General features: G+C 69.0%; 15 protein-coding genes and 5 tRNA genes. 12 read left to right on the top strand and 8 right to left on the bottom strand.

Translation table 11 applies throughout. The features are described 5' to 3' along the window. Positions 1-194 precede the first annotated feature (194 nt). The 6 genes from AB0E90_RS47110 to AB0E90_RS47085 all read left to right on the top strand — a co-directional run bounded on the left by AB0E90_RS47110 (position 195) and on the right by AB0E90_RS47085 (position 2,487). On the top strand, positions 195-1,844 hold the full coding sequence (locus AB0E90_RS47110; RefSeq protein WP_360419456.1) for a hypothetical protein: 1,650 nt from the start codon (positions 195-197) through the stop codon (positions 1,842-1,844). A gap of 225 nt (positions 1,845-2,069) precedes the next feature. Continuing rightward, positions 2,070-2,143 (top strand) — tRNA-Glu (locus AB0E90_RS47105). Between the two features lie 6 nt (positions 2,144-2,149). Beyond that, a tRNA-Leu gene (locus AB0E90_RS47100) sits at positions 2,150-2,222 on the top strand. A 5-nt stretch (positions 2,223-2,227) separates the two neighbouring features. Continuing rightward, positions 2,228-2,301 (top strand) — tRNA-Leu (locus AB0E90_RS47095). 9 nt (positions 2,302-2,310) lie between these two features. Continuing rightward, positions 2,311-2,400, top strand: a tRNA-Ser gene (locus tag AB0E90_RS47090). Between the two features lie 4 nt (positions 2,401-2,404). Further along, positions 2,405-2,487: transfer RNA gene (locus tag AB0E90_RS47085), tRNA-Tyr, on the top strand. Positions 2,488-2,543: 56 nt separating this feature from the next. On the opposite strand, the gene AB0E90_RS47080 is transcribed toward AB0E90_RS47085, so the two are convergent. Then, entirely contained in the window at positions 2,544-3,200 is a 657-nt protein-coding gene (locus AB0E90_RS47080) for a collagen-like protein (RefSeq protein ID WP_360419454.1), read from the bottom strand. Positions 3,201-3,852: 652 nt separating this feature from the next. Between AB0E90_RS47080 and AB0E90_RS47075 the strand changes: the two genes are divergently transcribed. Then, positions 3,853-7,698 (top strand): helix-turn-helix domain-containing protein, encoded by a 3,846-nt coding sequence (locus AB0E90_RS47075; RefSeq protein ID WP_360419452.1) that lies wholly within the window; start codon positions 3,853-3,855, stop codon positions 7,696-7,698. Here AB0E90_RS47075 and AB0E90_RS47070 read toward each other — a convergent pair. Further along, a complete protein-coding gene (locus AB0E90_RS47070; RefSeq protein ID WP_360419450.1) occupies positions 7,677-8,528 on the bottom strand; it encodes a hypothetical protein in 852 nt (283 codons plus the stop codon). The genes AB0E90_RS47075 and AB0E90_RS47070 overlap by 22 nt on opposite strands. A gap of 274 nt (positions 8,529-8,802) precedes the next feature. Here AB0E90_RS47070 and AB0E90_RS47065 point away from each other — a divergent pair, with 274 nt between their 5' ends. Together AB0E90_RS47065 and AB0E90_RS47060 are read left to right on the top strand one after the other, a co-directional pair. After that, the gene (locus AB0E90_RS47065; RefSeq protein WP_360419448.1) at positions 8,803-9,264 is read left to right on the top strand and encodes a carbohydrate ABC transporter permease; all 462 of its coding nucleotides are present in this window, start codon (positions 8,803-8,805) and stop codon (positions 9,262-9,264) included. Between the two features lie 146 nt (positions 9,265-9,410). Further along, positions 9,411-11,273, top strand: a complete 1,863-nt coding sequence (locus tag AB0E90_RS47060; protein ID WP_360419446.1) for a primary-amine oxidase — start codon at positions 9,411-9,413, stop codon at positions 11,271-11,273. A gap of 18 nt (positions 11,274-11,291) precedes the next feature. Here AB0E90_RS47060 and AB0E90_RS47055 read toward each other — a convergent pair whose 3' ends face one another. Continuing rightward, positions 11,292-12,572 carry a ThuA domain-containing protein gene (locus AB0E90_RS47055; RefSeq protein ID WP_360419444.1) on the bottom strand — a complete coding sequence of 427 codons (1,281 nt, stop codon included), beginning with the start codon at positions 12,570-12,572 and terminating at the stop codon, positions 11,292-11,294. Positions 12,573-12,768: 196 nt separating this feature from the next. On the opposite strand from AB0E90_RS47055, the gene AB0E90_RS47050 reads away from it, so the two are divergent. Together AB0E90_RS47050 and AB0E90_RS47045 are read left to right on the top strand one after the other, a co-directional pair. Next, positions 12,769-14,238: a glycoside hydrolase family 30 beta sandwich domain-containing protein gene (locus tag AB0E90_RS47050; protein ID WP_360419441.1), complete on the top strand. Its 1,470-nt coding sequence runs from the start codon at positions 12,769-12,771 to the stop codon at positions 14,236-14,238. Between the two features lie 54 nt (positions 14,239-14,292). Next, complete coding sequence (locus tag AB0E90_RS47045) at positions 14,293-15,360, top strand: acyltransferase (protein WP_360419439.1); 1,068 nt, start codon at positions 14,293-14,295, stop codon at positions 15,358-15,360. On the opposite strand, the gene AB0E90_RS47040 is transcribed toward AB0E90_RS47045, so the two are convergent. Next, positions 15,335-16,024 (bottom strand): SDR family oxidoreductase, encoded by a 690-nt coding sequence (locus AB0E90_RS47040; RefSeq protein ID WP_360419437.1) that lies wholly within the window; start codon positions 16,022-16,024, stop codon positions 15,335-15,337. The genes AB0E90_RS47045 and AB0E90_RS47040 overlap by 26 nt on opposite strands. 60 nt (positions 16,025-16,084) lie before the next feature. Between AB0E90_RS47040 and AB0E90_RS47035 the strand changes: the two genes are divergently transcribed. After that, a complete protein-coding gene (locus AB0E90_RS47035; protein WP_360419435.1) occupies positions 16,085-16,450 on the top strand; it encodes a MerR family transcriptional regulator in 366 nt (121 codons plus the stop codon). Here AB0E90_RS47035 and AB0E90_RS47030 read toward each other — a convergent pair. Genes AB0E90_RS47030 through AB0E90_RS47015 form a run of 4 tightly spaced genes read right to left on the bottom strand, consistent with a single transcriptional unit; the run spans position 16,438 to position 24,134 of the window. After that, complete coding sequence (locus tag AB0E90_RS47030) at positions 16,438-16,767, bottom strand: cupin domain-containing protein (RefSeq protein WP_360419433.1); 330 nt, start codon at positions 16,765-16,767, stop codon at positions 16,438-16,440. The two genes, AB0E90_RS47035 and AB0E90_RS47030, sit on opposite strands and share 13 nt — an antisense overlap. Beyond that, positions 16,745-21,574 carry a DNA repair ATPase gene (locus AB0E90_RS47025; RefSeq protein WP_360419431.1) on the bottom strand — a complete coding sequence of 1,610 codons (4,830 nt, stop codon included), beginning with the start codon at positions 21,572-21,574 and terminating at the stop codon, positions 16,745-16,747. Before AB0E90_RS47025 ends, AB0E90_RS47030 begins: the two co-directional genes overlap by 23 nt. Next, positions 21,571-23,568, bottom strand: a complete 1,998-nt coding sequence (locus AB0E90_RS47020) for a flotillin family protein (protein ID WP_360419429.1) — start codon at positions 23,566-23,568, stop codon at positions 21,571-21,573. Before AB0E90_RS47020 ends, AB0E90_RS47025 begins: the two co-directional genes overlap by 4 nt. Further along, complete coding sequence (locus AB0E90_RS47015) at positions 23,568-24,134, bottom strand: hypothetical protein (RefSeq protein WP_360419427.1); 567 nt, start codon at positions 24,132-24,134, stop codon at positions 23,568-23,570. Before AB0E90_RS47015 ends, AB0E90_RS47020 begins: the two co-directional genes overlap by 1 nt. Positions 24,135-24,238: the final 104 nt, after the last annotated feature.

The following is a 24,238-nucleotide window of genomic DNA, read 5'->3' as shown; positions in this document are numbered from 1 at the left end:
GCGAGAGGAGCGAGAGGAGCGAGAGGAGCGGCGAAGAACGGCGGGACGGGTCGGTTTCGGCCTTCCGGGCGATCGAGTGTCGGTGGATCAGGATCTATGCTTCGGCGCAGTCTTGATCACGGGGGACATTTTCGATGCGTACGTCTCGGGCCGTTCTTGCGGTCTCTGTTCTGCTTGGCTCTTCGATCGTCGGCGTGGCTCTTGCGACCATCCCGGCCTCGGCTGAGACGCAGGTTCAACTTCCGATCACCACGTTCGGCGACATCGCTGTCGACGGGGTGCACAAACGGGTCTTCATCAGTGATTCGGTGTCCGGGACGATCATCGCTACCGACTACGAGGGCAAGGTCGTCGGGCAGGCCACGGGGCTGGACAACGTTCAGCGTATTGCGCTCTCCGACGATGACAGCCGGCTCTACGCCACGCTGTACAGCGGGCACGCGATCGTGGCCCTGGCGACGGACACGCTGGGCGAAGCGGGCCGCTATCCGCTAGGCAGCAGCGTCTATCCGGACACGATCACTCCGGCCGGCGGCAAGCTCTGGTTCGGGTACATGGTCGGCGACGACGCCAACTTCGGGGCGGTGGACCCGGCCGACTCCAGCGTGTACCTGTACGACGGCAGCGACGCCAACCGGTTCGACTCGTCGCCGTATGTGGTGGCGAGCCCGGCCGCGCCCGGCAAGCTCGTGGTGGGCAGCCGCTGGGGCACCACGACCGGGGGCGCCACGGTCTACGACGTCTCCTCGGGCGTGGCCGTCGAGGACGTGAAACTGGCCGGGGCCCAGGCGGAGACGGACGAGTGGGCGCTCACTCCGGACGGAAGCCAGCTGATCACGGTCGGCCGCGGCGACGAGCGGCGGCGCCGGCTCAGCGACCTGGAGATCACCGCCACCTACCCGGCGCTGGACCGGGCCAACGGGGTCGACATCAACACCGACGGCCGGGTCGCGATCTCGATCGGGAACAAGGCCACCGGTGACGACATCTACGTCTTCAACGGTGACGAGACGGTCGCTTCGCAGACGATCCGCACGTCCGAGCCGGCCAGCCCCTACAGCGACGGGTCCGGCGCGCTCAGCCGGGACGGCATCCAGGCTCGGGGCATCGCCTGGGAGCCGGGCGGTTCGCGACTGTTCGCGGTCGGCCGCTACCGCAACGCGTACCGGCTGTGGGTGTTCAACGGACCGGACAAGCCGGTGCCGCTGACGCCGTCGCTCACGCTGAGCAGCAACAACGCGGTTTACGCGTACGGCACGACGGTCACGTTCACGGCGAAGCTGGGCACCACGTCCACGAATCGGACGCTGGAGATCTGGGCCGACCCGACGGGGGCCGACCAGCCCGGTCGAGTGCTCCGGAAGGGCACGGTCAACAGCGCGGGCGTGCTCACTGCGAGCTTCCGGCTGACCCGCAACACCACGGTGAGTGTGCGGTTCGCCGGCGACGACAAGTACGCGGCGAGGTCGGCATCGTCCGTTGTGTACACCAAGGTCGCGGTCAGCGCCGCGGTGACGAAGCAGTACAAGACCGGCAAGATCGGGTCGACGAAGTACGCCTACTTCCACCAGAAGACGACGCCGCAGTTCACGACGTCGATGACGTACTTCGCGGGCCGCAAGCAGCGGCTCACGGTCCAGTACTACTCCAAGGGCGCGTGGCGGACCCGGAGCACGGTCTACGTCAAGGTCGGCTCGAACGGCAAGTCGATCGCGAAGTTGACCGGATCGCGTCCGATCAACGGCAAGTTCCGGGTGGAGGCGGCGTATCTGCGGGGCACTTCCGGCGACAGCGCCAATTACACGACGTACGGCGCATGGCAGTACTTCACTTTCCGTAAGTAACACCAGCGCGGCCGCCGTCATCGATTTAATCGGTGGCGGCGGTTTGTTGTGCCCGCCAGAATTGTGGCTAACGCCGGACCAGTCGAGGGAGTTGAGTGCCATGTCGTATAGCTCCTCCCTGAGCCTCGAGCTCGAGCGATGGGGTGGCTAGCGCGTTACGTCCGCGTCGGCGCCGCCCACCTCGTACCTGAGGATCGGGCGGCTTTTTTGTTCGACAACTCCATGCGTCCGTGAGGCTGAGGCAGGTAGACCACTGGACTCTCAATCCGGAAGACCGGGTTCGACCCCCGGACGGACGACGCAACACCCTCGTGGCCCAACGGCAGAGGCACGACGTTGAGGACGTCGACGGTGCGGGTTCGAATCCCGCCGAGGGTACGCAAGCCCGGGTAGCCCAATTGGCAGAGGCGTCCGATTCAGGGTCGGAAGGTTGGGGGTTCGAATCCCTCGCCGGGCACGCAGTTCTGGAGGAGCCAGCCGACAGTCGGCGCCGGCCACCGTCCCGAAAACGGTTGGGGTGTGAAAGCCCGTGGCGGTTCGACCCCGCCCTCCTCCGCCTCGCGGTAGCGCCGACGCTGGAGAGTCGGGCCTGCCTGTAAAGCAGGTGCCTCGCGCTGAGGGGGTTCGAATCCCTCATACCGCACAAAAGCAGCGACGCCGCTCCCCGCCAGGTCAGGGGAGCGGCGTCAGCTGTTCAGATCAACGACGGGCCGGGTGAGCCTGCTGCGCGGGCTGAGCCGGCTGCACGGGCTGAACCGGCTGCCCCATGTGACCCGGCTGGCCCGGACGAACCGGCTGGCCAACGTGGCCCGGCAGGCCAACGTGGCCCGGCAGGCCCGGCTGGCCCATGTGACCCGGCAGGCCCGGCTGGCCCATGTGGCCCGGCAGGCCCTGCTGGCCCCAGCGGACGACCGGCAGCGCCAGGTTGGCGCGGGAGATCTGGACGCGAGCGTGCCGGCTGCAGTCCGTGTAGGACATGGTGGCGCGCAGGATCGAGACGCCGCTGTCCCGGCGGACCGGGGTCACCCGGATCGGGGTGACCGCGGTGCGGCCCGGGCGCAGCGAGTCGCCGGTGGAGAACGTGGTGAAGCGACGCATGCCCGGGCCCGGGTAGGCGACGGCAACCTGACGACCGCCGTCGATCGAGATCCGGGCCGAGCAGACCGGACGGTCGGTGCGCCAGAAGATGTTGACCCAGCTCGGGGTGTTCGCCTTCACCGTGGTGAGGCGGCTGGAGACCGGCTCCGGGCCGCGACCGGCGGCCGAAGCGGACGCGGCCGTGGTCAGCGTCACCGCGGTGGCAGCCGCACCGGCGACCGCGACCGCCGCCATCACTCGGATCATGGTGTTCTTCATGGGGAAACCTCCTGCATAAGTCGAGCGGAGGGGGATTCCGCTCTCGATGGGCCCGACATTACGGACGAAAAGCCGGATACCGTGACAGGAGAGTAGGGCGTTTCGCGCCTAACTTCCAAATACGGACAAAGCGTCGAGATGCCCCTGGCCGAACGGATGATCACTGGATGATCAGTGGATCAAGCAGAACTGCAGGTAGGCGCAATAGCGGCACCGGACCGTTGGCTTGGAAGCCAAATTCGTGTACGCCGGGAATTGCCCCCCCGGGATCAGCGGAACAGCCAGTGATTCCACCGGGAGATAGGAGTCCGCCGGCCGGAAGTGATCGCAGACTCGGGCGTAGCAGCCGGTGACACCCGCGTCGGCTTGCCCCCGGTACGCGATGCCGGTTGTCGCCGCCCTGACTGCCGGTATCGCGTACCTCTGGGATTGCGTCTCGGCCGTCTCTGAGCTGGGACTATCTGTGTAAACCCGGTTGTCCGAGGTTGTCCGAGGAATGCCCGGACCGGGCTTCTGGCCGCCTACGCTCGGTTGGCGTGGTCCGGCTCGGAAGATTTGGATCATGCATTTTGGGGGCACGCGCCGCTTCCCCGATGGCGGTCGGGGTGGCGGCGCGTCCGCCGGTGTGGGGCCGCCCGCCTTTTGTCCCTTGATGGCAGGCCGATTGACCTATCGTGGTCGCGGTGTCACTGCTCTAGCTTCGGTTGTCCGAAGGGGCGCGGCGACATCTGAAAGAGGCAGGCCGATTTCCGACACCACCGAAACCGAGCCCGATCGGATCGAGAGCCGCGACGAACTTGGCGCCGGCCTCACCACTCTCCGGCTCCGCGCCGGCCTCACGATCCGTGAGCTGGCCTCGCGGGCCGGGCTTCCGACCGCGACGGTCGGCGACTACGTCAAGGGCCGGCACCTGCCCGGCCCGGCGCAGAGCGCCCAGTTCCGCAAGCTGCTCGAGGCCAGCGGTGTCTCCGACCCGGACGAGCTGGCTCGCTGGCAGGACGCCCTCAACCGGGTGCGCGCCTCGACCGACGGCCGGCAGAGCCGCCGCGGTCCGGACGGTGCGCCCTACCCGGGCCTGCGGCCGTTCGAGGCCGCCGACGCCGCCCTGTTCTTCGGCCGGGAGGCCTTCCTCGCTGCGGTTCTCGAGCGACTGTCCGCGCTTCTCGAAAGCGACATCTCACACAAGCTGCTGTTCGTCGTCGGCGCCTCCGGCTCCGGCAAGTCCTCGCTGCTGCGCGCCGGCGTGCAGCCGGCCGTCCTGGACGGCGCGCTCGGCGACTCCTGGTCGGTGGCGATCATGGTGCCGGGCACGGATCCGGTGGCCGCCCTCGAGCAGGCGCTCGCCGGCGCCGAAGAGCCGCGGCTGCTGATCGTCGACCAGTTCGAGGAGCTCTACACCGAGGCCGGCGCCGACGAGGATTTCGTCGCGGCGCTGGCCGGGCTCGGGCCGCAGACTCTGGTCCTGGCCGGCATGCGCGCCGACTTCTTCCCCCGCGCCGCCGCCGACCCGCACCTGGTCCCGGCGCTGCAGGGGTGGCAGATGGTGGTGCCGCCGCTCACCGAGCAGGAGTTGCGCTCGGCCATCACCGACCCGGCCGACGCCTGGCAGGTCACCGTCGACGAGGCGCTGGTCGAGGTTCTGCTGGCCGAGATCCTGCCGGTGCGGCGCCCGGAGAACGCCCTGCCGCTGCTCTCGCACGCGCTGCTCACGGCGTGGGGGCAGCGCACGAAGGGGCGGCTCACCCTCAACCACTACCGGGCGGCGGGCGGGCTCGGCGGCGCGGTTCAGCAGAGCGCCGAGCAGGCGTACGCCGAACTGAGCGCCGAGGAGCAGGAGCTGGCCCGACGGCTCTTCCTGCGCCTGGTGACGATCGACGACGACCATGTCACCACCAAGCGCCGGATCACCCGCAGCGAGCTGCCGGCCAGCGGCGACGACGTCGAGCCGGTGATCGAGCGGTTCGTGGCCCGGCGCCTGATCACGGTCGACGAGCACAACCTCGAGATCAGCCACGACGCGCTGCTCACCGCGTGGCCGCGGCTGGCCGACTGGATCGCGGCCGACCACGCCGGCCTGCTGCTGCACCGCCGGCTCACCGGGGCGGCCAAGGCCTGGCAGGAGGAGAGCGCCGACGACCTGCTGATGCGCGGCAACATCCTCTCCGACGTGACCGAGTGGGCCGGCGACGCCGACCACCGGGCCTCGATGAACGCCCTCGAACTGGACTATCTGGACCGCAGCGCCGCCGCCCGGGATGCCGAACAGCGGGTCGAGCGCCGCCGGATCGTGGTGCTGCGCCGCCTGGTCGCGGCACTGATGGTGCTGGTCGTGGTGTCGGCCGGCTCGGCCGGTTACGCGTTCCGGGCCAGCCACGTCGCCGCCACCCAGCGCAAGGCCGCCGACGTGGCCCGCGACGAGGCGCTCTCCCGGCAGGTGGCGATCGAGTCGACCCGGGCGGCCGAGTTCGACCCGGCGCTGGCCGAGCAGTTGGCGCTCACCGCGTACCGGATCTCGCCGACCGTGGACGCCCGGTCGGCGCTGTTCGACGCGATCTCGGACGGTTACGTGCACCGGCTGGTCGGCGCGTCCGGCCCGACCATGCTGCGGATCAATCCCGACGCCAACCTGGTGGCGATCAGCAACGCCAAGGACGGCAGCGTCGACCTGCGCCGCTACGCCAATGGCCGGCCGGGCGACAAGGTCGCCACGGTGCCGGCCGCCAGCCCGGGTAAGTCGGTCTTCGCGCTGGCCTTCAGCCCCGACGGCAACGTCCTCGCCATCGGCGGCGAAGGCGGCGTGGTGCACCTCGTCGACGTGCACGACCCGGCCCGGCCGGAGGCGGTCGCGGATGCGCCCGGCACCCAGGACGCGGTCGAGTCGATCGCCTTCTCGCCGGACGGGAACCGCCTGGTCGCGGCGGGCACCAACCCGGCGCTGCGCGCCTGGTCATGGACCGCCGGCGCATGGAAGGAACAGCCGATCAAGGGCGGGGCGACCGTCATGCAGACGGTGGCATTCAGCCCCGACGGCAGGACGCTGGTGGGCGGCGGCACCGACGGCAAGGTGGTGTTCTGGGCCCCCGACCACCTCGGCACCGCGCCGGTCGCGGTCCCGATCGCCGGCACCACGGTCAACGTCACCGGCTGGTCACCCGACGGCCGCAGCCTGGTCGCCGGGGCAAAGGACGGCACCGCCTCGATCATCGACGTGGCCACGCGGAAGGTGCGGGCGAAACTCGACACCGGCTTCACCTCCTGGGTCAACGCCGTCGCCTACTCGCCCGCCGGTGACCTGCTCGCGGTCGGCGGCTCGAACAACACGATCGCCGTCTTCGACGTCAAGACCAACGCGCGCCTCGCCACCGTCGCCAGCGCCGCCCAGGTCACCGCGATCGCGTACGCCCCGGACGGCAAACAGCTGAACGTGGCCGCCGCCGACGGCACCGTGCGTACGTTCCCGGTGCTCCCGCGCAGCGTGGACCCCGGCTCCGGCGCCCTGTTCGCGCTCGGCATCGACCACTCCGGCCAGCGGCTCGCGGTCGCCTCCACCGGCCCCGCCGGCCAGGTCTCGCTCTGGTCGCTGACCGGCGCCACGCCGCAGCGGCAGGCGTCCCCGGCGAACCCGGCGTCGTTCGGCGCGTCGGCCGGCTCGGTGGCCATCTCCGCCGACGGCACGAAGTACGCCACCGGCAACCGGGCCGGCCAGGTGCTGCTGGTCGCGGCGGGCAAGAGCGTCGTGCTGACCGGCGCCACCGCGCTGATCGAGTCGGTCCAGTTCAACCCGGCCGGCAACCTGGTCGCGGCCAGCTCCGACGACGGTTTCGTGCACGTCTGGGACGTCACTGACCCGGCCGCGCCGCGCGCGCTCCCCAAGCTCGACTCGGGTGGCCTGGCGTCGTCGATCGCGTTCAGCCCCGACGGCCGCTACCTGGCCGCGGGCAGCGTCGACCGCACCGTGCACTGGTGGAACGTGGCGAACCCGGCGGCCGCGGAGGAGATGCCGGCACTGTCCGGATTCGACAACTACGCCTTCTCGGTCACCTTCTCGCCGGACTCGCGCACCATCGCCGCGGGCGGTGCCGACGACACGATCCGCCTCTGGGACATCACCGACCCGCGGCTCCCCACGCCCAAGGGCACCATGCTCACCGGGCCGACCCACTACGTCTTCAGCCTGGCCTTCAGCCCGGACGGCAAGACCCTGGCCGGCTCCGGCGGCGACGGCTCGGTCTGGACGTGGAAGCTCGGCGCCGGCGGCGCGGCGCAGACCAGGACGGCGCTGCACGCGGCCAACTCCAACGGCAAGACGTACGCCATCGCCTACACCCCCGACGGCTCGACACTGCTGGCCGTCGGCAGCCTCGGCCGGGTCACCCAGTGGCCCACCGACGAACAGCAGGTCGTCACGTCGCTGTGCACCTCCGGCGGCGATCCGCTGACCACCTCGGAGTGGGCCAAGTACGTGCCCGGCGTCGCCTACCGCGCGGTCTGCCCCTGAACCAGCGGAATTGGGTTGTCCGCCGGAAGCAGGGGCCAGATGCGCGCGGCGATCGGCTCGAGCAGAGTCGCGCAACGCTCGGTGACATCCGGCCCCAGCTTCCGCCACGGCCGGCCGGCCAGACGGTCGGTGACGGCTTCCACCTCGGCGTACGCCTCCTCGCCGGCAATCGTGGCCGAGCCGTCCGCGGCGAGCCAGCCCCGCTCTCGCAGGCGGCCGGCGGCCGCGTCCCATTCGTCGTCACTCCACCCGCGGGCCGGCTGCATGCCTTCCCGGAGCCCGCCGAGCCCGCACCGCCAGACCAGCGACTCGCAGCCGTCGACACCGGCGGTGAGCAGCGCCGCCACGTGTCCGTCGCCCCGGTGCTCCCGCAGGATCGTCGCGGCCTGCCAGAGCCGGTCGACCGGCTCCTCGGGCCACTCCAGGTCGGCGTTGGCCGAGCCGAGAATCCGCCCGGGCCGGTCGATCTCGCGGGCGGCCGCCTCGAGCAGGTCGGCGGCCTCGTCGATCGGCAGGCCGTCGAGCACCGCTTCCAGCGCGACATGCGCTCCGGCCCGGCGGGCGTCGAGCGCGGCCGACGGCGTGATCCGGGTCCAGATGTCCGGCAGCGCCCGCTCCACCATCCCCGGCGCAAAACCGAAGAACGCGGCGACGACCGGCCCGGCCCCGACCGCCCCGAGCGGCGCCACCCGCCCGGCGAAGTAGCGCCGCCAGAATCCGCGCAGCCCAGCGGCTTCGAATGCGGCTCCACCGTCGGCCGCGAAGTAGGTCACCGCGTGCACCGGCTCGAACAGGGTCCACATCCGCCGCTCAACGCTGAGTTCACTCATGCCCGGCAGCAAACGCCCCCGCCGCCCCCCGGTCAAGAACCCGACCCTCAGCCGGCGGGTGGTGACGAATCTCGATCTTCGAGGCAGAATATGACCCGAGGTGCAGTACGAGGGTGGTCCCGCTTCGGCGGGGCCACCCTTTTTGGGACGCGGAGTTGACCTCCGGTCGGCACCTACTGCGAGGATGCCTGGCTGACCACGGCCGCCCTGCTGCGCGAGACCCGGAACCGCGCTGGTCGGCCTGCCGGCCAGCCCGACCCTGCACAACTACTACGTGGCGCTGAAGGAGCAGAACCTGCTGCGGGTGCTGGTCAACAGCATCGCGGTGGTCGCGGTCTCGGTGCCGGTCACGCTGCCGGTGGCGGTGTTCATCCTGACCGGCTTCATGCGCACCCTGCCGCCGGAGCTCTACGAGGCCGCCGACCTGGACGGGGCCGGCGAGTGGAAGTCCTGCCAGCGGATCGCGATCCCGCTGTCCTACCCGTCGCTGGCGGCCACGTCGATCTTCCTGGTCGTCATGCACTGGAACGACCTGCTCTACCCGCTGCTGTTCATCGACGATCCGGCCAAGCGGACCCTGCCGCTGGCCCTGCTCGACTTCCAGGGCGAATACCTGACCGACTACCCACTGCTGTTCACCGGCGTGGTGGTCGCCTCGGTGCCGATGGTGCTGGCGTACGCGTTCCTGCAGCGCCACTTCGTCGCCGGCATCACGGCCGGCTCGATCAAGGGCTGACTTATGGCTCCTTGACGACGACCGTGTTCAGGACCATGTCGGCGAACGACCCACCAGTCCAGTCCAGTAACAAACCGATCTTCCGGGCGCGGCCGTCGGAGCGATAGGTTGACGCAGCTCACTGCCCACACTGGAGGTAGCGCGTGATGAGTTCCCACCCCCTCGCCCGGCTCACCGCCGCGGAGATCGACCGGACCCGCGAGGTGCTCGCCGAGGCCGGCGTGCTGGCCGAGAGCACCCGGTTCGCCTACGTCGGGCTCGCCGAGCCGGACAAGAAGCTGGTTCTGGCAGGCACGGTGGCGCCGCGCCAGGTGCGGGTGCTGCTGCTCGACCGGGCCACCGGCCTCGGCCGGGATTGCCTGGTTGACCTCACCGCCGGTGCGATCGCGGCGATCACCGAGGCGGACGCCACGCTCGGTGGTCAGATGCCGATCCTCGACGAAGAGTTCATGGTGATCGAGGAGATCCTGGCCGAGTCGCCGGAGTGGCTGGCCGCCCTGGCCAAGCGCGGCCTGCCGGTCGAGGAGGTGCGCGCCTGTCCGCTGTCGGCCGGCAACTTCGACTACGAGGACGAGGCCGGCAAGCGGATGATCCGCGTGCTCGCCTTCCACCAGCCCGATCCGGCGGCACTGGTGTGGGCGTACCCGATCGATGGTCTGGTTGCGTATGTGAATTTGACCGAGCGCACCGCGCACGCGGTCTACGACCACCAGGTCCACCCGATTCCGCAGGAGAAGGCGGAGTGGGAGGTGCCGGCCCGCAACACCCTCAAGGCGATCGAGATCACCCAGCCGGACGGGCCCAGCTTCGCGGTCGACGACGACGTGGTGACCTGGGAGAAGTGGCAATTCCGGATCGGTTTCGACATGCGCGAGGGGCTGATCCTCAACCAGATCTCGTTCGACGGCCGGCCGATCGTCTACCGCGCCTCGATCGCCGAGATGGTGGTGCCGTACGCCGACCCGTCGCCCGCCCGGTTCTGGCAGAACTACTTCGACACCGGCGAGTACCTGTTCGCCCGCTACACCAACTCGCTCGAGCTCGGCTGCGACTGCCTCGGCGAGATCCACTACTTCGACGCCACGCTTGCCGACGAGCAGGGCGCGCCGCGGAACATCGGCAACGCGATCTGCATGCACGAGGAGGACTACGGGGTGCTGTGGAAGCACACCGACCTCTTCAACGAGATGGCCGAGACCCGGCGGCAGCGACGTCTGGTGATCTCGTTCTTCGTCACTATCGGCAACTACGACTACGGCTTCTACTGGTACCTCTACCTCGACGGCACCATCCAGCTCGAGTGCAAGGCGACCGGCGTGGTGTTCACCTCGGCCTATCCGGGGGCGGATTACCCGTACGCCACCGAGATCGCGCCCGGTCTCGGGGCGCCGTTCCACCAGCACCTGTTCTCGGCCCGCCTGGACATGACGGTGGACGGCGCCGTGAATTCCGTGGACGAGGTCGACGCGGTGCGGGTGCCGGTCGGGCCGGACAATCCTTACGGCAATGCGTTCGGCCGCCGGACGACGCGGCTCAAAACCGAACTGGAGGCGCAGCGGCTTGCCGATCCGGCGGCCGGCCGGGTCTGGCACATCGTCAACCCGGAGGTCACCAACCGGCTCGGCCGGCCGGTCGGTTATGCCCTGCACCCGGCCGGGCTGCCGACGCTGCTGGCCGACGAGTCGTCGTCGATCCACTCCCGGGCGACCTTCGCGACCAAGCACCTGTGGGTCACCCAGTATTCGCCGGACGAGCGCTACCCGGCCGGTGACCTGGTCAATCAGAGCCCCGCGGGGGCCGGGCTGCCGGCCTGGACGGCGGCCGACCGGCCGATCGACGGCGCGGACATCGTCATCTGGCACACGTTCGGGCTGACGCATTTCCCGCGGCCGGAGGACTGGCCGATCATGCCGGTCGACTACGCCGGGTTCACCCTCAAGCCGTACGGCTTCTTCGATCGCAACCCCGCGCTCGACGTGCCGAAGTCGGCGGCCCGGCACTGTCACTGACCGGGCCGCCGACCCGCCTCACTGGAGCTTGAAGCTCTGGGCGGCGGTGCCGTTGCAGGTGTACTGCACCAACTGGACGCTGTCGGCCGTGCTCGCGGCCGGCACGTCCAGGCACTTGCCGCTGTTGCGGTTGACCAGGTGGAAGTAGCCGTCGGTCTCGGGGACGGACTGCCACTGCTGGTTCAGGCCACCGCCGTAGGTCCAAGTCTGGATCTTGGCATTGTCGGCGGTGGAGACGTCGGTGACGTCGAGGGCCTGGGCGTTGTTGGCCTGGTTGTTGACCCGCACGTAGCTACCGGTCGTGGTCACGAGCTGGTATTTCTGCGCGGTCGACCCGTTGCAGGTGTACTGCTGGATCGCGGTGCCGCTGACGGTGCCGGCCGAGCGAGCGTCCACGCACTTACCGCTGTTCTTGTTGATGATCGACTGGTAGCCGGTGGCGGGCGGCGTAGTGGTCGGCGCGGTCGTGGGCGGGATGACGCCACCGCCCAGCCACAGCAGGCCGTTGATCAGCCACTGGTTCTGCTGCGCGCTCGCGAACGTCGACGACGTCCGCGTGTTGGTGGAGTAGTTCATGCCGTTGTGGCCGAAATTGGCGTACAGCATCTTGTAGTTCTTGTTGGTCCACATGATCGGGTAGAACCCGCTCTGCCACTGCTGGTTGGGGTCGTCGCCGACCGGGAAGGTCGACGCGTCCAGCGAGGCCAGGATGTCGATGTTCGCGTTGTTCCGCAGGTCGTTGCTCCACGAGTACCACTCGCTGACCGACGACTGGATGGTGGTCGGCAGGCCCGCGGTGGACGGGTGGTTGCGGTCCTCGATCTTCAGCGTCTCGGCGGTCGGCCCCCACGTGTTGGAGACGAAGTTTCCGGAGCCGAGGAACGTGTTGTAGTACCAGCTCCAGTCGGTCGCGCTGGTGGTGAACGCGCTCACGTGGAAGCCGAGGAAGCCGCCGCCGTTCTGCATGTAGGTCTGGAACGCGGCGCGCCGCTCGGCCGGCGGGCCGTCGTCGAGGAACATCACGACCTGGACGCCGGCGAGACCGCTGGCGCTGAGCCGGCTCCAGTCGGTGGTGGCCTCCCAGCTGAAGCCGTACTGCGCGCCGGCCTGCGGGAACCACTCCTTTGCTTCCTTGTCGAAGTCGATGTGTGCGGCGTCCCACGTTCCGTTGTAGAACGCGAGCACCTTGAAGGCGGGCGCCACGGCGGCGTCGGCCGAGCTGATGGCAAGCCCGGTGGCAGCGGTCGTGAGCAGGGCAATCGTCGCCACGAGGGCGCGTCTGAGCAGCTTTCGAGCCACGGTGGGAACCTCGGGGATGAGTAGCGGTTGGGGACGCGGCGCCGCTGGTCCACATCCTTGGGCATCGATGTCTCCGGCCGCAAGGTTAAGAGAACTAATAGTTAAATTAACTTCCGAAGGATGGACCCTGGCGCTCACCGGCATCGACTGGTAGCAATATCCAAAGGTTTCTTGCGTGTTAACCGCGGGGAGAGCCATGGTCAGCTTCGGAACCGCCGCCCTAACCGCCCTGGTCCTTGCGGCCACCCCGGCCGTGGTGCACGAGAGGAGTGCACACGTCTGGATCACCTCGCCGGACGGCGTCTACAAGATGGCTGACCTCGGGACTGTCCGATTTGGGAAGGCCGCCGACACGGCACTGCCCCTGATTGAGATCAACCCTCGGCAGAAATTTCAGACTATGTCCGGTTTCGGAGCCTCCATCACCGACTCGTCGGCGGCCGTGCTCTACCGCCTGCCCGCGGAGGCGCGGAACGAGACGATGGTCGACCTGTTCGCCAGGGACAAGCTCAACTTCCTGCGGCAGCCGATCGGCGCCTCCGACTTCACCGACGAGCCGGCCTACACCTACGACGACGTGCCGGCCGGCCAGACCGATTACGCGCTGCGGCACTTCAGCATCGCCCACGATCGGTCCCAGATCCTCCCACTGCTGCGTCAGGCCAAACACCTGAACCCATCACTGCAGGTCATGGGTACGCCGTGGTCACCGCCCGCCTGGATGAAGACCAACGGCTCGCTGGTCGGCGGCCGGCTGATCGACAGCCCCGCCATCTACCGGGCTTACGCCGCCTACCTGGCCAAATTCGTCGACGCCTACCGATCCGAGGGCGTCCGCGTCGATTACCTCACGCTGCAGAACGAGCCGCAGAACCGCGCGCCTTCCGGCTACCCCGGCATGGACCTGCCGTCCTGGCAGGCGGCCAAGGTGATCGAGCAACTCGGCCCCATGCTTCGTCATGAAAAGACCAAGATTCTTGGGTACGACCACAACTGGACCGAGCACCCGAACGACGCCGCCAACACCCCGCCGGACGAGACCGCCGACATCAACCACTACCCGCAGGCGCTGCTGTCGACCGCGGCCGCCCGCTGGGTGTCCGGCACTGCCTACCACTGCTATTCCGGCGACCCGGCCGCGATGACCACCCTGCACGACGAGTTCCCGGCCAAGGACATCTACTTCACCGAGTGCTCCGGCAGTCAGTCCGGCGATCCGACGCTGACCTTCTCCGACACGCTCAAGTGGCACGCCCGCAACCTGATCGTCGGCAACACCCGGAACTGGGCGAAGACGGTGGTCAACTGGAACCTGGCGCTCGACGAGACGAACGGCCCGCACACCGGCGGCTGCGGCACCTGCACCGGCGTGGTGACGGTGCGCAGCGACGGTACCGTGACGCGTAACGCCGAGTACTACACGCTCGGGCACCTGGCCCGCTTCGTCCGGCCCGGCGCGGTCCGGGTGGCGAGCACGTCGTTCGGCACCACCGACTGGAACGGGCAGGTCATGGACGTAGCGTTCGTGAACCCGGACGGCAGCAAGGTCCTGGTCGCGCACAACGAGAACGACAACCCGCAGGCCGTCGCGGTCCGGATCGGCAACCGCCAGTTCAGTTACACGCTCCCGGGCGGCTCGCTGGCGACGTTCGTGTGGGATCGATAAGTCCGTAGACCATGCTCTATCCTTCGCGGACAGCACGAGTGACGCGGGGGAAAGATGTCAGTCGGAGAACGCCTGCCGGCCACCGGCGAGAGCGGCCAGGTCGGCGCGGCCGGAGTGGTCAACCGATCGAGGCGCATCACTTTCCTCGAGGGTGTGCGTGGCGTCGCGGCCAGCATCGTCGTCATCCAGCACCTGTTCGCCGAGAACTTCCCGGGTTACGCCGAGTGGACCCACGACCACCTCGACTTCGGCCGGGTCGGTGTGGTGGCGTTCTTCCTGGTCAGCGGTTATGTGATTCCGCTGAGCCTGGCCGGGCAGACGCTGCCCGGCTTCGCCACCCGGCGGTTCTTCCGGCTCTACCCGGTCTACTGGCTGGCGTTCGCCGCGTTCGCCGTGGTCGAGCTGATCGTCCGCGGCTCGCTGGAGGGCGCCACCCTCCCGGTGGTCGTGCTCAACATCCTGATGCTGCACGGGCTGATCGGCGCGGTCAGCCTGCTGCCGCCGGCCTGGACGCTGAGCATCGAGCTTCTCTACTACGTGCAGTCGGCCGCGGCCAAGTCCCGCCGGCTGCTCGACCAGTCGGTCCACTTCGGCTGGTTCTGGCTCGGCTTCTACGTGCTGCTCTGCGTCGGCGAGCGGATCACCGGCAAGGACCTCCCGACCACGCTGCCGATGCTGCTGTTCCTGGCGAGCCTGGGCCACGCCATCCACCTGCGCGACGCCGCCGGCCGCCGGATCTGGGCCGTGATGCTGGCCGCCGGCGCGGTCTTCGTCCCGCTGGGCGCCTACATCGGAGTGGACGGCGACGGTGAATGGCCGCCGTTCACCTACTCCTTCTCGTTCCTGGTCGGCATCGCGCTGTTCTTCGCGTTCTACCTGCTGCGCAACCGTGGCATGGCCCGCCCGCTGATCTTCCTGGGCGCGATCAGCTACGCGGTCTACCTGATGCACCCGATCCTGATGGAGGCCTTCCACGACCTCCACGGCTACACCAGCGTCGTGGTCGTCGGAGCGTCGACTCTGCTCCTGGGCTACCTGGTGCACCGTTTCGTGGAGAAGCCGAGCATCGAGGTGGGCCGGCGGGCCAGCGCGCGGTTCAAGACAGCTGGTAGAACTCGCTAGGGTCGGCCGCCAGCGACGCCTTGACGTGGGCGCTCCACTCGTCGGCGACGACCTCGAGCCGGTTCGCCTCGATGCCGTCCAGGGCGGCCTTGACCACGGCGGCCGGCGCGATCTTCGGGCCGGTGTAGTCGGCCATCATGTCGGTGTCGGCGGCACCCAGGTGCAGGCCGGTGACCAGCGTTTTCTGGGCCGCGAGCTCAAGGCGTACGCCATTGGTCAGGTTCCAGGTCGCGGCCTTGGCCGCGCCGTAGGCCCCGGCGCCGTCATAGGCGAACCAGGAGAGCGCGGAGAGCACGTTGAGGATCGCGCCGCCGCCCAGTCGCGGCGCGAACGCCCGGATCATGTGCAGCGTGCCCCAGAAGTTGGTGTCCATCTCGCGGCGGATCACGTCGAGGTCGCCGGACACCAGGTTCGCCCCGGTGGAGATGCCGGCGTTGTTGATCAGCAGGGTGATGTCGCTCGCGGTCGACGCGGCGGCCGCGATCGAGGCTGGGTCGGTGATGTCGAGCTGCAGCGGCTCCACGCCGGGGATGTCGATCAGCTCGGGGCGGCGGGCGGCCGCGTAGACCTTGGTGGCGCCGCGCTCGAGAAGCTGAACGGCGAATTCGCGGCCGAGGCCGCGGTTGGCCCCGGTGACCAGGGCAATTGCTCCGGAAATCTGCATAACGGCTACGCTAGAACCTGACGTTGACGTCAGAGGCAAGAACTGCGACGGGAGTCACCCATGCGGATCGGCGAGCTGGCCACGAAGGTGGACGTGAGCGTCCGGGCGCTGCGCTACTACGAGGAGCAGGGCCTGCTCCGGTCGGAGCGGAGCGCGAGCGGTCAGCGGCATTTCGCCGAGGCGGCCGCCGACCGGGTGCAGCTGATCCAGAATCTGTACGCGGCCGGCCTGTCCAGCCGCACGATCGCCGAGCTGCTCCCGTGCGTCGATGCCAAGGTCAGCACCCCGGAGTCGCAGGCCCGCCTGGCCGCCGAGCGCGACCGCATCGACCGCCAGATCGCCGAGCTGATCGACACCCGGGACCGCCTGGACGCGATCATCGAGCACACGAAGAGCCCGGACAACGGCTGCGTTCAGGCCACGTAGAGCTTCCGCAGCGGCGCGGAAACCTCCCACACCGTCTTCGTCCCGGCGTCGAGCCGCACGAGGTCGCCGACCGCGATCGCCACCGGCGCACCACCGTCAACGGTGATCGTCGCGGCCCCCGCCAGCACCAGGAACACCTCGTCGACCTCGACGTCCCGCACCGCCCCGACGCTCATCTCCCACACGCCCACCTCGACCTCGGTGTCACCGAGCGTGGTGATCGGTGTGGTGCCGAGTGTCGGCGCCCCCGACACCACCTCGTCGGCCCCGGCCGGTGAGTGTTCCACGGCAACGTCAGCCAGGCGAATGATCTTCATTCCGGGAGCCTAGCTGCTCGATCGCCGAGGACACGTCGCTCACCCGGTCGGCGAGCAGGCCGACCGCGCCCACCGCGCGACTGAGCGGGTCGTCGCCCGCGCCGCCCAGCGCCTTCGTCCGCAGGTAGGCCTCCTTGACCTCGGCCCACCGGGACGCCTGCGCCGGGGTCAGCCGGCCGCGCAGCTCGGCCAGCTTGAGCAGGTTCGCCTCGGCGCCGGTGGTCAGCGTCTGGGCCTCGCCCGCGTAGTGGTCGTCGAGAACCGCCTCGACCTCGTCGTCGTTCATCGCCGGCACGATGCGTTCGGCCAGCTTGTTCATGTTGCGGTAGGAGCCCTGCAGGCGGAACGGCGGCTCATTGCGCGAATCGTCCGACTTGCCGGCGGAAGCGATGTATTCCTGGTTGTTGCGCAGCACCACCTGCTGCACCCGCCGCAGCTTCGCCAGCACCGACAGGACCTGTGAAAGCTCGGCGGCGGAGTAGGCGTAGGAAAGCCGGTCCGGCCGCACCGTCTCGTCTCCGGCCGCGAGCCGCACCAGCAGCGGCAGGTCGTCCCGCGAACGGTTGGCGAGCGGGGCGAGCACCGGGTTGGAGGTGAGCGCGTTCTCCAGATAGGACATCTCAAAGGCGTCGGCACGGCCGCTCAGCACATCGCCGAGGTTCCACACGTCGGCCCGGTTGGCGAGCATGTCGGGGATCCGGAAGCGCTGCCCGCTCTCGGTGTAGGGGTTGCCGGCCATGCACACCGCGAACCGCTTCCCGCGCAGGTCGTAGCGCTTGGCGGCGCCGTCCCAGACGCCCTCCATCTGCCGTTGCGCGTCGCAGAGCGAGATGAACTTCTGCAGCAGCTCCGGGGAGGTGTGCTGGATGTCGTCGAGATAGAGCAGCACGTTGTTGCCCATCTCCAGCGCGAACGAGATCTTCTCGATCTCCTGCCGCGCGGTGGCATTGGGTGCCGACAACGGGTCGATCGAGGTCACGTCGTGGCCCAGCGCCGGGCCGTTGACCTTGACGAAGACCAGGCCGAGCCGGTTCGCGACGTACTCCATCAGGGTCGTCTTGCCGTAGCCGGGCGGCGAGATGAGCAGCAGGAGGCCGGACTGGTCGGTGCGTTTCGCGTCGCCGGCCGCGCCGAGCTGGCGGGCCAGGTTGTCGCCGATCAACGGCAGATAGACCTCGTCGAGCAGCCGGTTCCGGACGAAGGAGGTCATCACCGCCGGCTGATATTCGTCGAGCCGCAGGCGAGCGCGTTCGGCTGCGGCCAGAGCGGTCCGCCTCTTCTGGTAGGACCGGAAGACCGGCACCGCGTCTTCGCGGAACGACCTGGTCGCGGCCAGGAAGCGGTCGAGCCGGAGCGCCAGCCGGCCACCGTCGACGCGCGGGTGCACGCCGAGCAGACCCTCGACGGTGGCGTCCAGCGCGGCCGCCGAGTCGTAGCGGGTCAGTTCCGATCCGGTGAGTTCGATGGCGACCGCTTCGGCGAGGTCGTCGGCGCTGCCGGCATCCGGCCGGGCCGACCGGAAGGCGGTCAGCCAGCCGGTGATGAGCTGCCGTCGCTCGGCCATCGTCGACAGGCCGGCTAGGTCGTCGAGATAGCCGCGGCCGGCCCGATGGAACTTGTCGAGGAAGGCCCGCGCCCCGGCCGCGGTGACGAACCCGGCCGTCCCGCCGGCGAGCTCTTCGACGAGATATGCGCCGACGGCCGGTGCCGAAGCGGCTGCGGCGGAGATCTCGGCGGCCAGTTCGGCGAGCGGCCCCGCGAAGCCGAACACCTCCCGGGCCCGGGCCAGCGACACCGCCCGCAGCGTCCAGGCCGCTCGCTGCTCGGCCGTCGCGGTGAACGCCCAGAACAACTGGGCTGCCACCCGCACCGACGGCTCGAATCGCAGCAGCCCGGCGCCGGCGTGCAGGCGAATGACCGCGGCCAGGATCAGGGCGGCGTCGGCGTCGTGGACGCCCCGTTCGTAGCCCTCGTCGATGCGGGACTCGGCTTCTCGCCGTACGAAATCGGGTAAAGAACCGTCGGCGAGCGCGGTCGCCGCACCGGCCGGATCGGCCGCGAAGATCGCGGCGGCGAGGAATTCGGCCCGGTAGACCGACGCGTTCTCGGACGGCAGCGACTGCGACCAGAACGGGCGGGTGTCGGCGATGAAGGACGCGTCCCGGATTGGCGCGCGGTAGTCGGTGCCGGTGATCGTGAAGGCCAGGTCGGCGCCGTCCGGCACCAGCGTCAGGTCGGTGGCCTGGGTGTTCACCGCGAAGGTGTGCCGCCCCAGGCGAATCGTGTTGCCGTCGGCGCCGTAGAGATCGAGGCGGTCGCGTAGAGCCCGGCCGGCCTCCTGCCGAGCCGCCTTGATCCGCCCGCCCAGCTCTTCGGCGCGGACCGTGTCGCCGAGGGCGCGCAGCTCGGCCGCCACCGACCGCAGCTTGCCGACCATCGGATCGGTGGCGAAGTACGTGTTGACCTCGTCCAGCGTGGACAGCCCGGTGACCCGCCGCTGCACGCTGACCAGGGTGCGCTGCGCCGAGGCGACGAGCCGGTCGGCCCGCCGCTGCCGCTCGTCGATCAGCCCCTGCCGCCGCCCGGCGAACGCTTCGTAGAGCTCCGACCGCTTGGCCGCGAGCTGATCGACGAAGTCGTCGAAGTCGCCGAACCGCGATTCGAGCGCCTCCACCTGCAACATCAGCTTCGCCGACTGCTCGTCGCAGCGATCGGGCGTGTCCGCGGCCGCCAGCCCGGCCGTGACAGCCTGCCCGAGCAGCGCGAACTCGGCCGCGAAAGCGGCCCGCCCTTCGACCGCGGCCAGCTCACGGCGGCGCCCGTCGAGGGTGGCCCGGGCCCGGTTGACCCCGCCGAGCACCTCGCCGATGCGCTCCAGGATGGCCACTCGCACGGTGGCGTCGGCGATGTCCAGCCCGCCGACCACGTCAATGACCACTTGGAGGCCGTCGGCCTGCTCCCCGAGCCGGTCCGCGACCGGTTTCGCTTCGGCCACCGTGGCGATCGATGATGCCGCGGTGACCAGCGACTCGACCGACTGCTGGTAGCCGGCGAATGCCTCCTCCTGGCGGAGATATTCGACGGCCCGGCGTGCGGTTTCCGCCACCTCTTCCGCGATGGAGCGTTGCAGCGCGTCGAGCCGGGCGAGATCGGCGTAGCGCATCTCGCGCAGCGTGACCGCGTGTCCCTGCTGCTGGCGCAGCGCCGCGAGCAGCCCGATCCAGCCGTCGGTGCCGGCCGGAACCTCACCCCGGGCGCGCCGGATCAGGGCGGTCGCCTCGGTTTCCGCGAGATCGACCGCCGCCGTGGCCTGCGCGGTGAGCTGCTGCACCGACTCGAACTCGTCGAGCACCTGCTCAGCCGTGGCCCGCATCTCGGACAGCGGCGCGGCCAGGTTGTCGAGCTCGGCCTCGCCCAGCCAGAAGTAGTTGTCGAACAACCGCCCGCAGGCCGCGATGATCGCCTCGAAGACCGGCCCGGACGGCGACATCTCGTCGACCATGCGGGCCACCGACAGCGCGTCGGCAATGCCCCGCACCAGGTCGGCGTTGCCGATCCGGTCGAGCGGCCCGGTGCCCAGCGGCTGCGCGGCCGCGAACGTGTCGGAGACGAACGGCGTCTGCCAGATCTGCATCGGGTGGACCCGGGTGGGTTCGTCCGAGTCGTGCCGGAAGGCGATGAGCGTGCCGTCGTCGAAGAGCGACCAGCCGTGACAGGTGATCGGCGTGGCCACCTCCTTGCGGATCACGTTGTAGGGCAACAGAAGGTAACGGCCGGCCGCCCGCGCGTGGAAGACGTAGAGCACGTCCTCGCCGTTGACCGACCGCACCACCCGCTCGAATTCGAGGTCGTCAGTCTCCGCGTCGAACGTCCGCGCCACGCCGGTGGCCAGGTAATACCCGCCCGGGAAGATGATCCCCTGGTCCTCGGGCAGCCGCTGGCAGGCCTGCCCGATCCCGTCGAGCCGCCGCACGTCCCGCGTCCGTGTGTTGAAGACCAGGTAACGGTGCGTGACTTCCTTGTAGGGCAAGACCTTGATCAAGATCAACGGCCCGATGCGTGCGTACGCGATGGAAGCGTCGGCCAGGCTCTGGAGCGGCTCGTCCACCGGCTCGCGGAAGATGCCCTCGCCGTCCTCGGTGTTGTTCTCCACCTTGACCGTGAGGTTGCCACCGACCGTCTCGATGAAGACCGCGTCCTCGATCGAGACGTGCGGGTGCCGCCCGAGCACGTGGTTGTCACGGGTGGTCGTGGTCCACTCGAAGTCCCACGCGGCCGGGAAGACGTGGTCGCGTTCGCCCCGGTTGTCGAGGTAGGACATCGCGCCGTCGGTCCCCACCCGCCAGCGCAGCACCTTGAGGTCGTCGGCGCGCCCGCCGGTCTGGAAAACCGCCAGCAGCAGACCTTCGAGCCTTCTCAGTTGCAGAAGCCGGGTGTCGCGGTAATACCGATACAGCTCGGCGAAGTCTTTCCGGAAACGCTCATCGTTGATCTTTGAAAGATCGGCCGGGATCAGCTTGCCGTCGGCGAACTCGTGCACCGCGAAGACGTCGGCCGCCGAGGTCTCCGCCTTGAGCCCGATGAAGACGTTGTAGCCGAACAGCATCGACCCGCCGACCTGGGCGATGTCCCGTGGCACGCAGTTGTTCTCGGTGCGCACCCGCTCGGTGCCGAGCAGCGTCATCGCCCGGCCACCGAACGTCTCGATCCGCTTGTCGTTCAGCGTCTCGGCGCGACTGGCCAATTCCTTGGCCTGCGCGCCCAGCCGGGCGCGCAGGACCTCATAAGTTCCCGCGTCGAGCGTCACCGGGCAGCCGGAACCTTCGCGTCGGCGATGCCCATCTTCTCCGCCGTAGCGAGCAGCTCACGAAGCTTGCTGGTGTCGCCGTTGCCGGCCTTGATCTGAGAAGTGAGGAACGCGGCCAGGCTGACGTTGGCGAGATCGCCGGTGGAAAGGCCGCCGATCGCCCGGGTCAGGTCGCCCATGAAGTCGCCCTCGCCGTCGAAGTAACGTGAGCCGAGCGCCTGCGCCACGGTCGAGTTCTCCACGAAGCCGTCCACGCTCTTGCCGAGCGTGATCGAGCCGATCAGCTTGTCGAAGAAGATCGAATCACCACCGACGATGTCGATGTCGGCCTTGGCGAGGCCGACCGACAGGACCTGGGCCTGCGCCTCGGCGACCTGCTTGTGCACCTCGATGCCGGCCAGCCGGACCTCTTTCTCCATCTCCAGCCGCAGGCGGTATTCCTCGTGGCCGCGGGTGGCGGCGTCCATGGCGGCCATCGCGCCCGCCTTGTCCTGCAGACCCTCGGCCTCGGCCAGCAGCTTTGCCTTGATCGACTCGGCCACGATGAGCACCCGCTCGCGCTCGACCACGTTTTCCGCCTTGCCGGTCTTCTCGACCACCTCGGCGTTGCGCTCACGCACCTGCACGTCGGCCAGCCCGGCCGCGGCCGCCTCGGCCTGCGTGCCTTCGGCCAACCGGATCTTGGCGCGGGCGTCCAGCTCGGCGGTCTGCTGCCGGGCCTCGGCCAGCAACAGCTCCTCGCGGGCCTTGAACTTGGCTGCGGTCTCGGCCGCCTCGGCCGCCTTGATGTCCTTGACCAGGTGCTCCTGCGCCTCGGCCTCGGCCGCGATGATCACGGCTTGACGCGTACGTTCGGCCTCCTCGACCACCCGCAGGCGCTTGATGTTCTCCTCCTGCTCGGCGACCGTCTTCTCGACCGCGATCCGCTCCCGGATCAGCTCGGCGATCGAGCGCCGCTCGCCCTCGATTTCCTTGTCCTTGCTGATCGTGCTCAGCTCGGTCTCCCGCTGGCGGGAGATGACCTCGAGCATCCGGTCCTTCTCGATGCGCTCGGTCTCGATCGCGATGACCCGCTCGCGGTTCTTCTCGGCGACCGCGATCTCGCGCGCCTTGTTCTCCGACTGCACGCCGAGCTGCTGCTGCGTCTTGAGCTTGGCGCCCTCGGACTTCAGCATCTCCTCGGCCTGGGCGAGCGCGATCTCGGCCTCCTCACGGGCCCGCATCGTCTCGATCTCGCGGCGCTGCTTGATCTCCGCGTCCGCCTGCCGGCGCTGCAGTTCGAGGATGGCCTCCTTGGCCTCCACGTTCTGCCGGGTGATTTCCTTTTCCTCGTTACGCCGGTAGTCGTTGGTGCGCACCGCCTCGATCGCGGTCAGCTCGGTGATCTTCCGGATGCCTTGCGCGTCGAGGATGTTCTTGGAGTCCAGCGACATCAGCGGCGTCTGCTCGAGGAAGTCGATGGCCGCGTCCTCGAGGCTGTAACCGTTGAGGTCGGTGCCGATCACCTCGATGATCTGGTCGCGGAAGTCGTGCCGCTTCGTGTAGAGATCGACGAAGTCGAGCTGCTTGCCGACCGTCTTGAGCGCTTCGGAGAACTTCGCGCTGAACAGTTCCTGCAGCGTGATCTCGTTGCTGGCGCGGGCCGTGCCGATCGCCTGGGCGACCTTGATGACGTCCTCGGTGGTCTTGTTGACCCGCACGAAGAACGTGATCCGGATGTCGGCGCGGATGTTGTCCCGGCAGATGAGGCCCTCTCGGCCGGTCCGGGCGATCTCGATCGTCTTCACCGAGATGTCCATGATCTCGGATTTGTGCAGCACCGGCAGCACGACGGCGCCGGTGAACGTGACATCGACCCGGCGCACCTTCGAGATGATCAGCGCCTTGCCCTGTTCCACTTTGCGGAACATCCGGCTCAGGAAGAACAGCACACCGATAGCGATCAGAACGATTACAGCGACGAGAATGCCCAGTCCGGTCGAGATAACGGCCATTAACTGTCCTTTGTGGCTATGTCGGCGGGGACTACCCAGAAAAATTCGCCGGCAGCGTCGAAGTCATAAAGCACCGCGACCGTTCCGGCCCGCAGTTCGTCGTGGCCCGCTTGGCGGACCTGGACTATCGCGGAAGAACCGTCGCCGGCGCGAACTTCGGCCTGGCCGAACGTGGTGGTGACTCGGCCGGTGCGAATGACACACGTCCGGCCGAGGAAATCGTTGCGGGACGGATCGGTGCCGGTCGGACCGAACCGTCTGATGAGGACGATCGCGATGCGGGTGAGCAGCCCGGCGAGGATCAGGGCGGCGATCAGGGCCACCCAGCCCGGCAGGAACTGCGCGCCGGAGAGACTGCCGAACCAGGCGAGAACCACCAGGAGCGACGCCGGAACGGAGATCGGAACACCGCCGAGGCCGGCGAAACTCAGCAGATCGCCGCTGTCCCCGGCATCCGGGTCGGCGCCACCGGCGACCACCACCACCCAGAACCCGATCACCACGATCAGTAGGGGGGTGAAAAGGACGGTGGGGAAACTCAGCGCAGCCCCGATGAATCCGCCCATCGCCTTGTCGCGCCCCCCGTTTCACGTTTCTGAAGCCATGGTGACAGGCGCAGTCAATGCGCTTAACAGAAGGGTCGGACTTCCGTCTCGAGTTCGGCCAAACT

The sequence above is a fragment of the Actinoplanes sp. NPDC026619 genome (assembly GCF_040638295.1).
Classification (GTDB): Bacteria; Actinomycetota; Actinomycetes; order Mycobacteriales; family Micromonosporaceae; genus Actinoplanes.
Note: the sequence above shows the minus strand (reverse complement) of the source record. Positions and strands in the feature narration are given on the sequence as shown.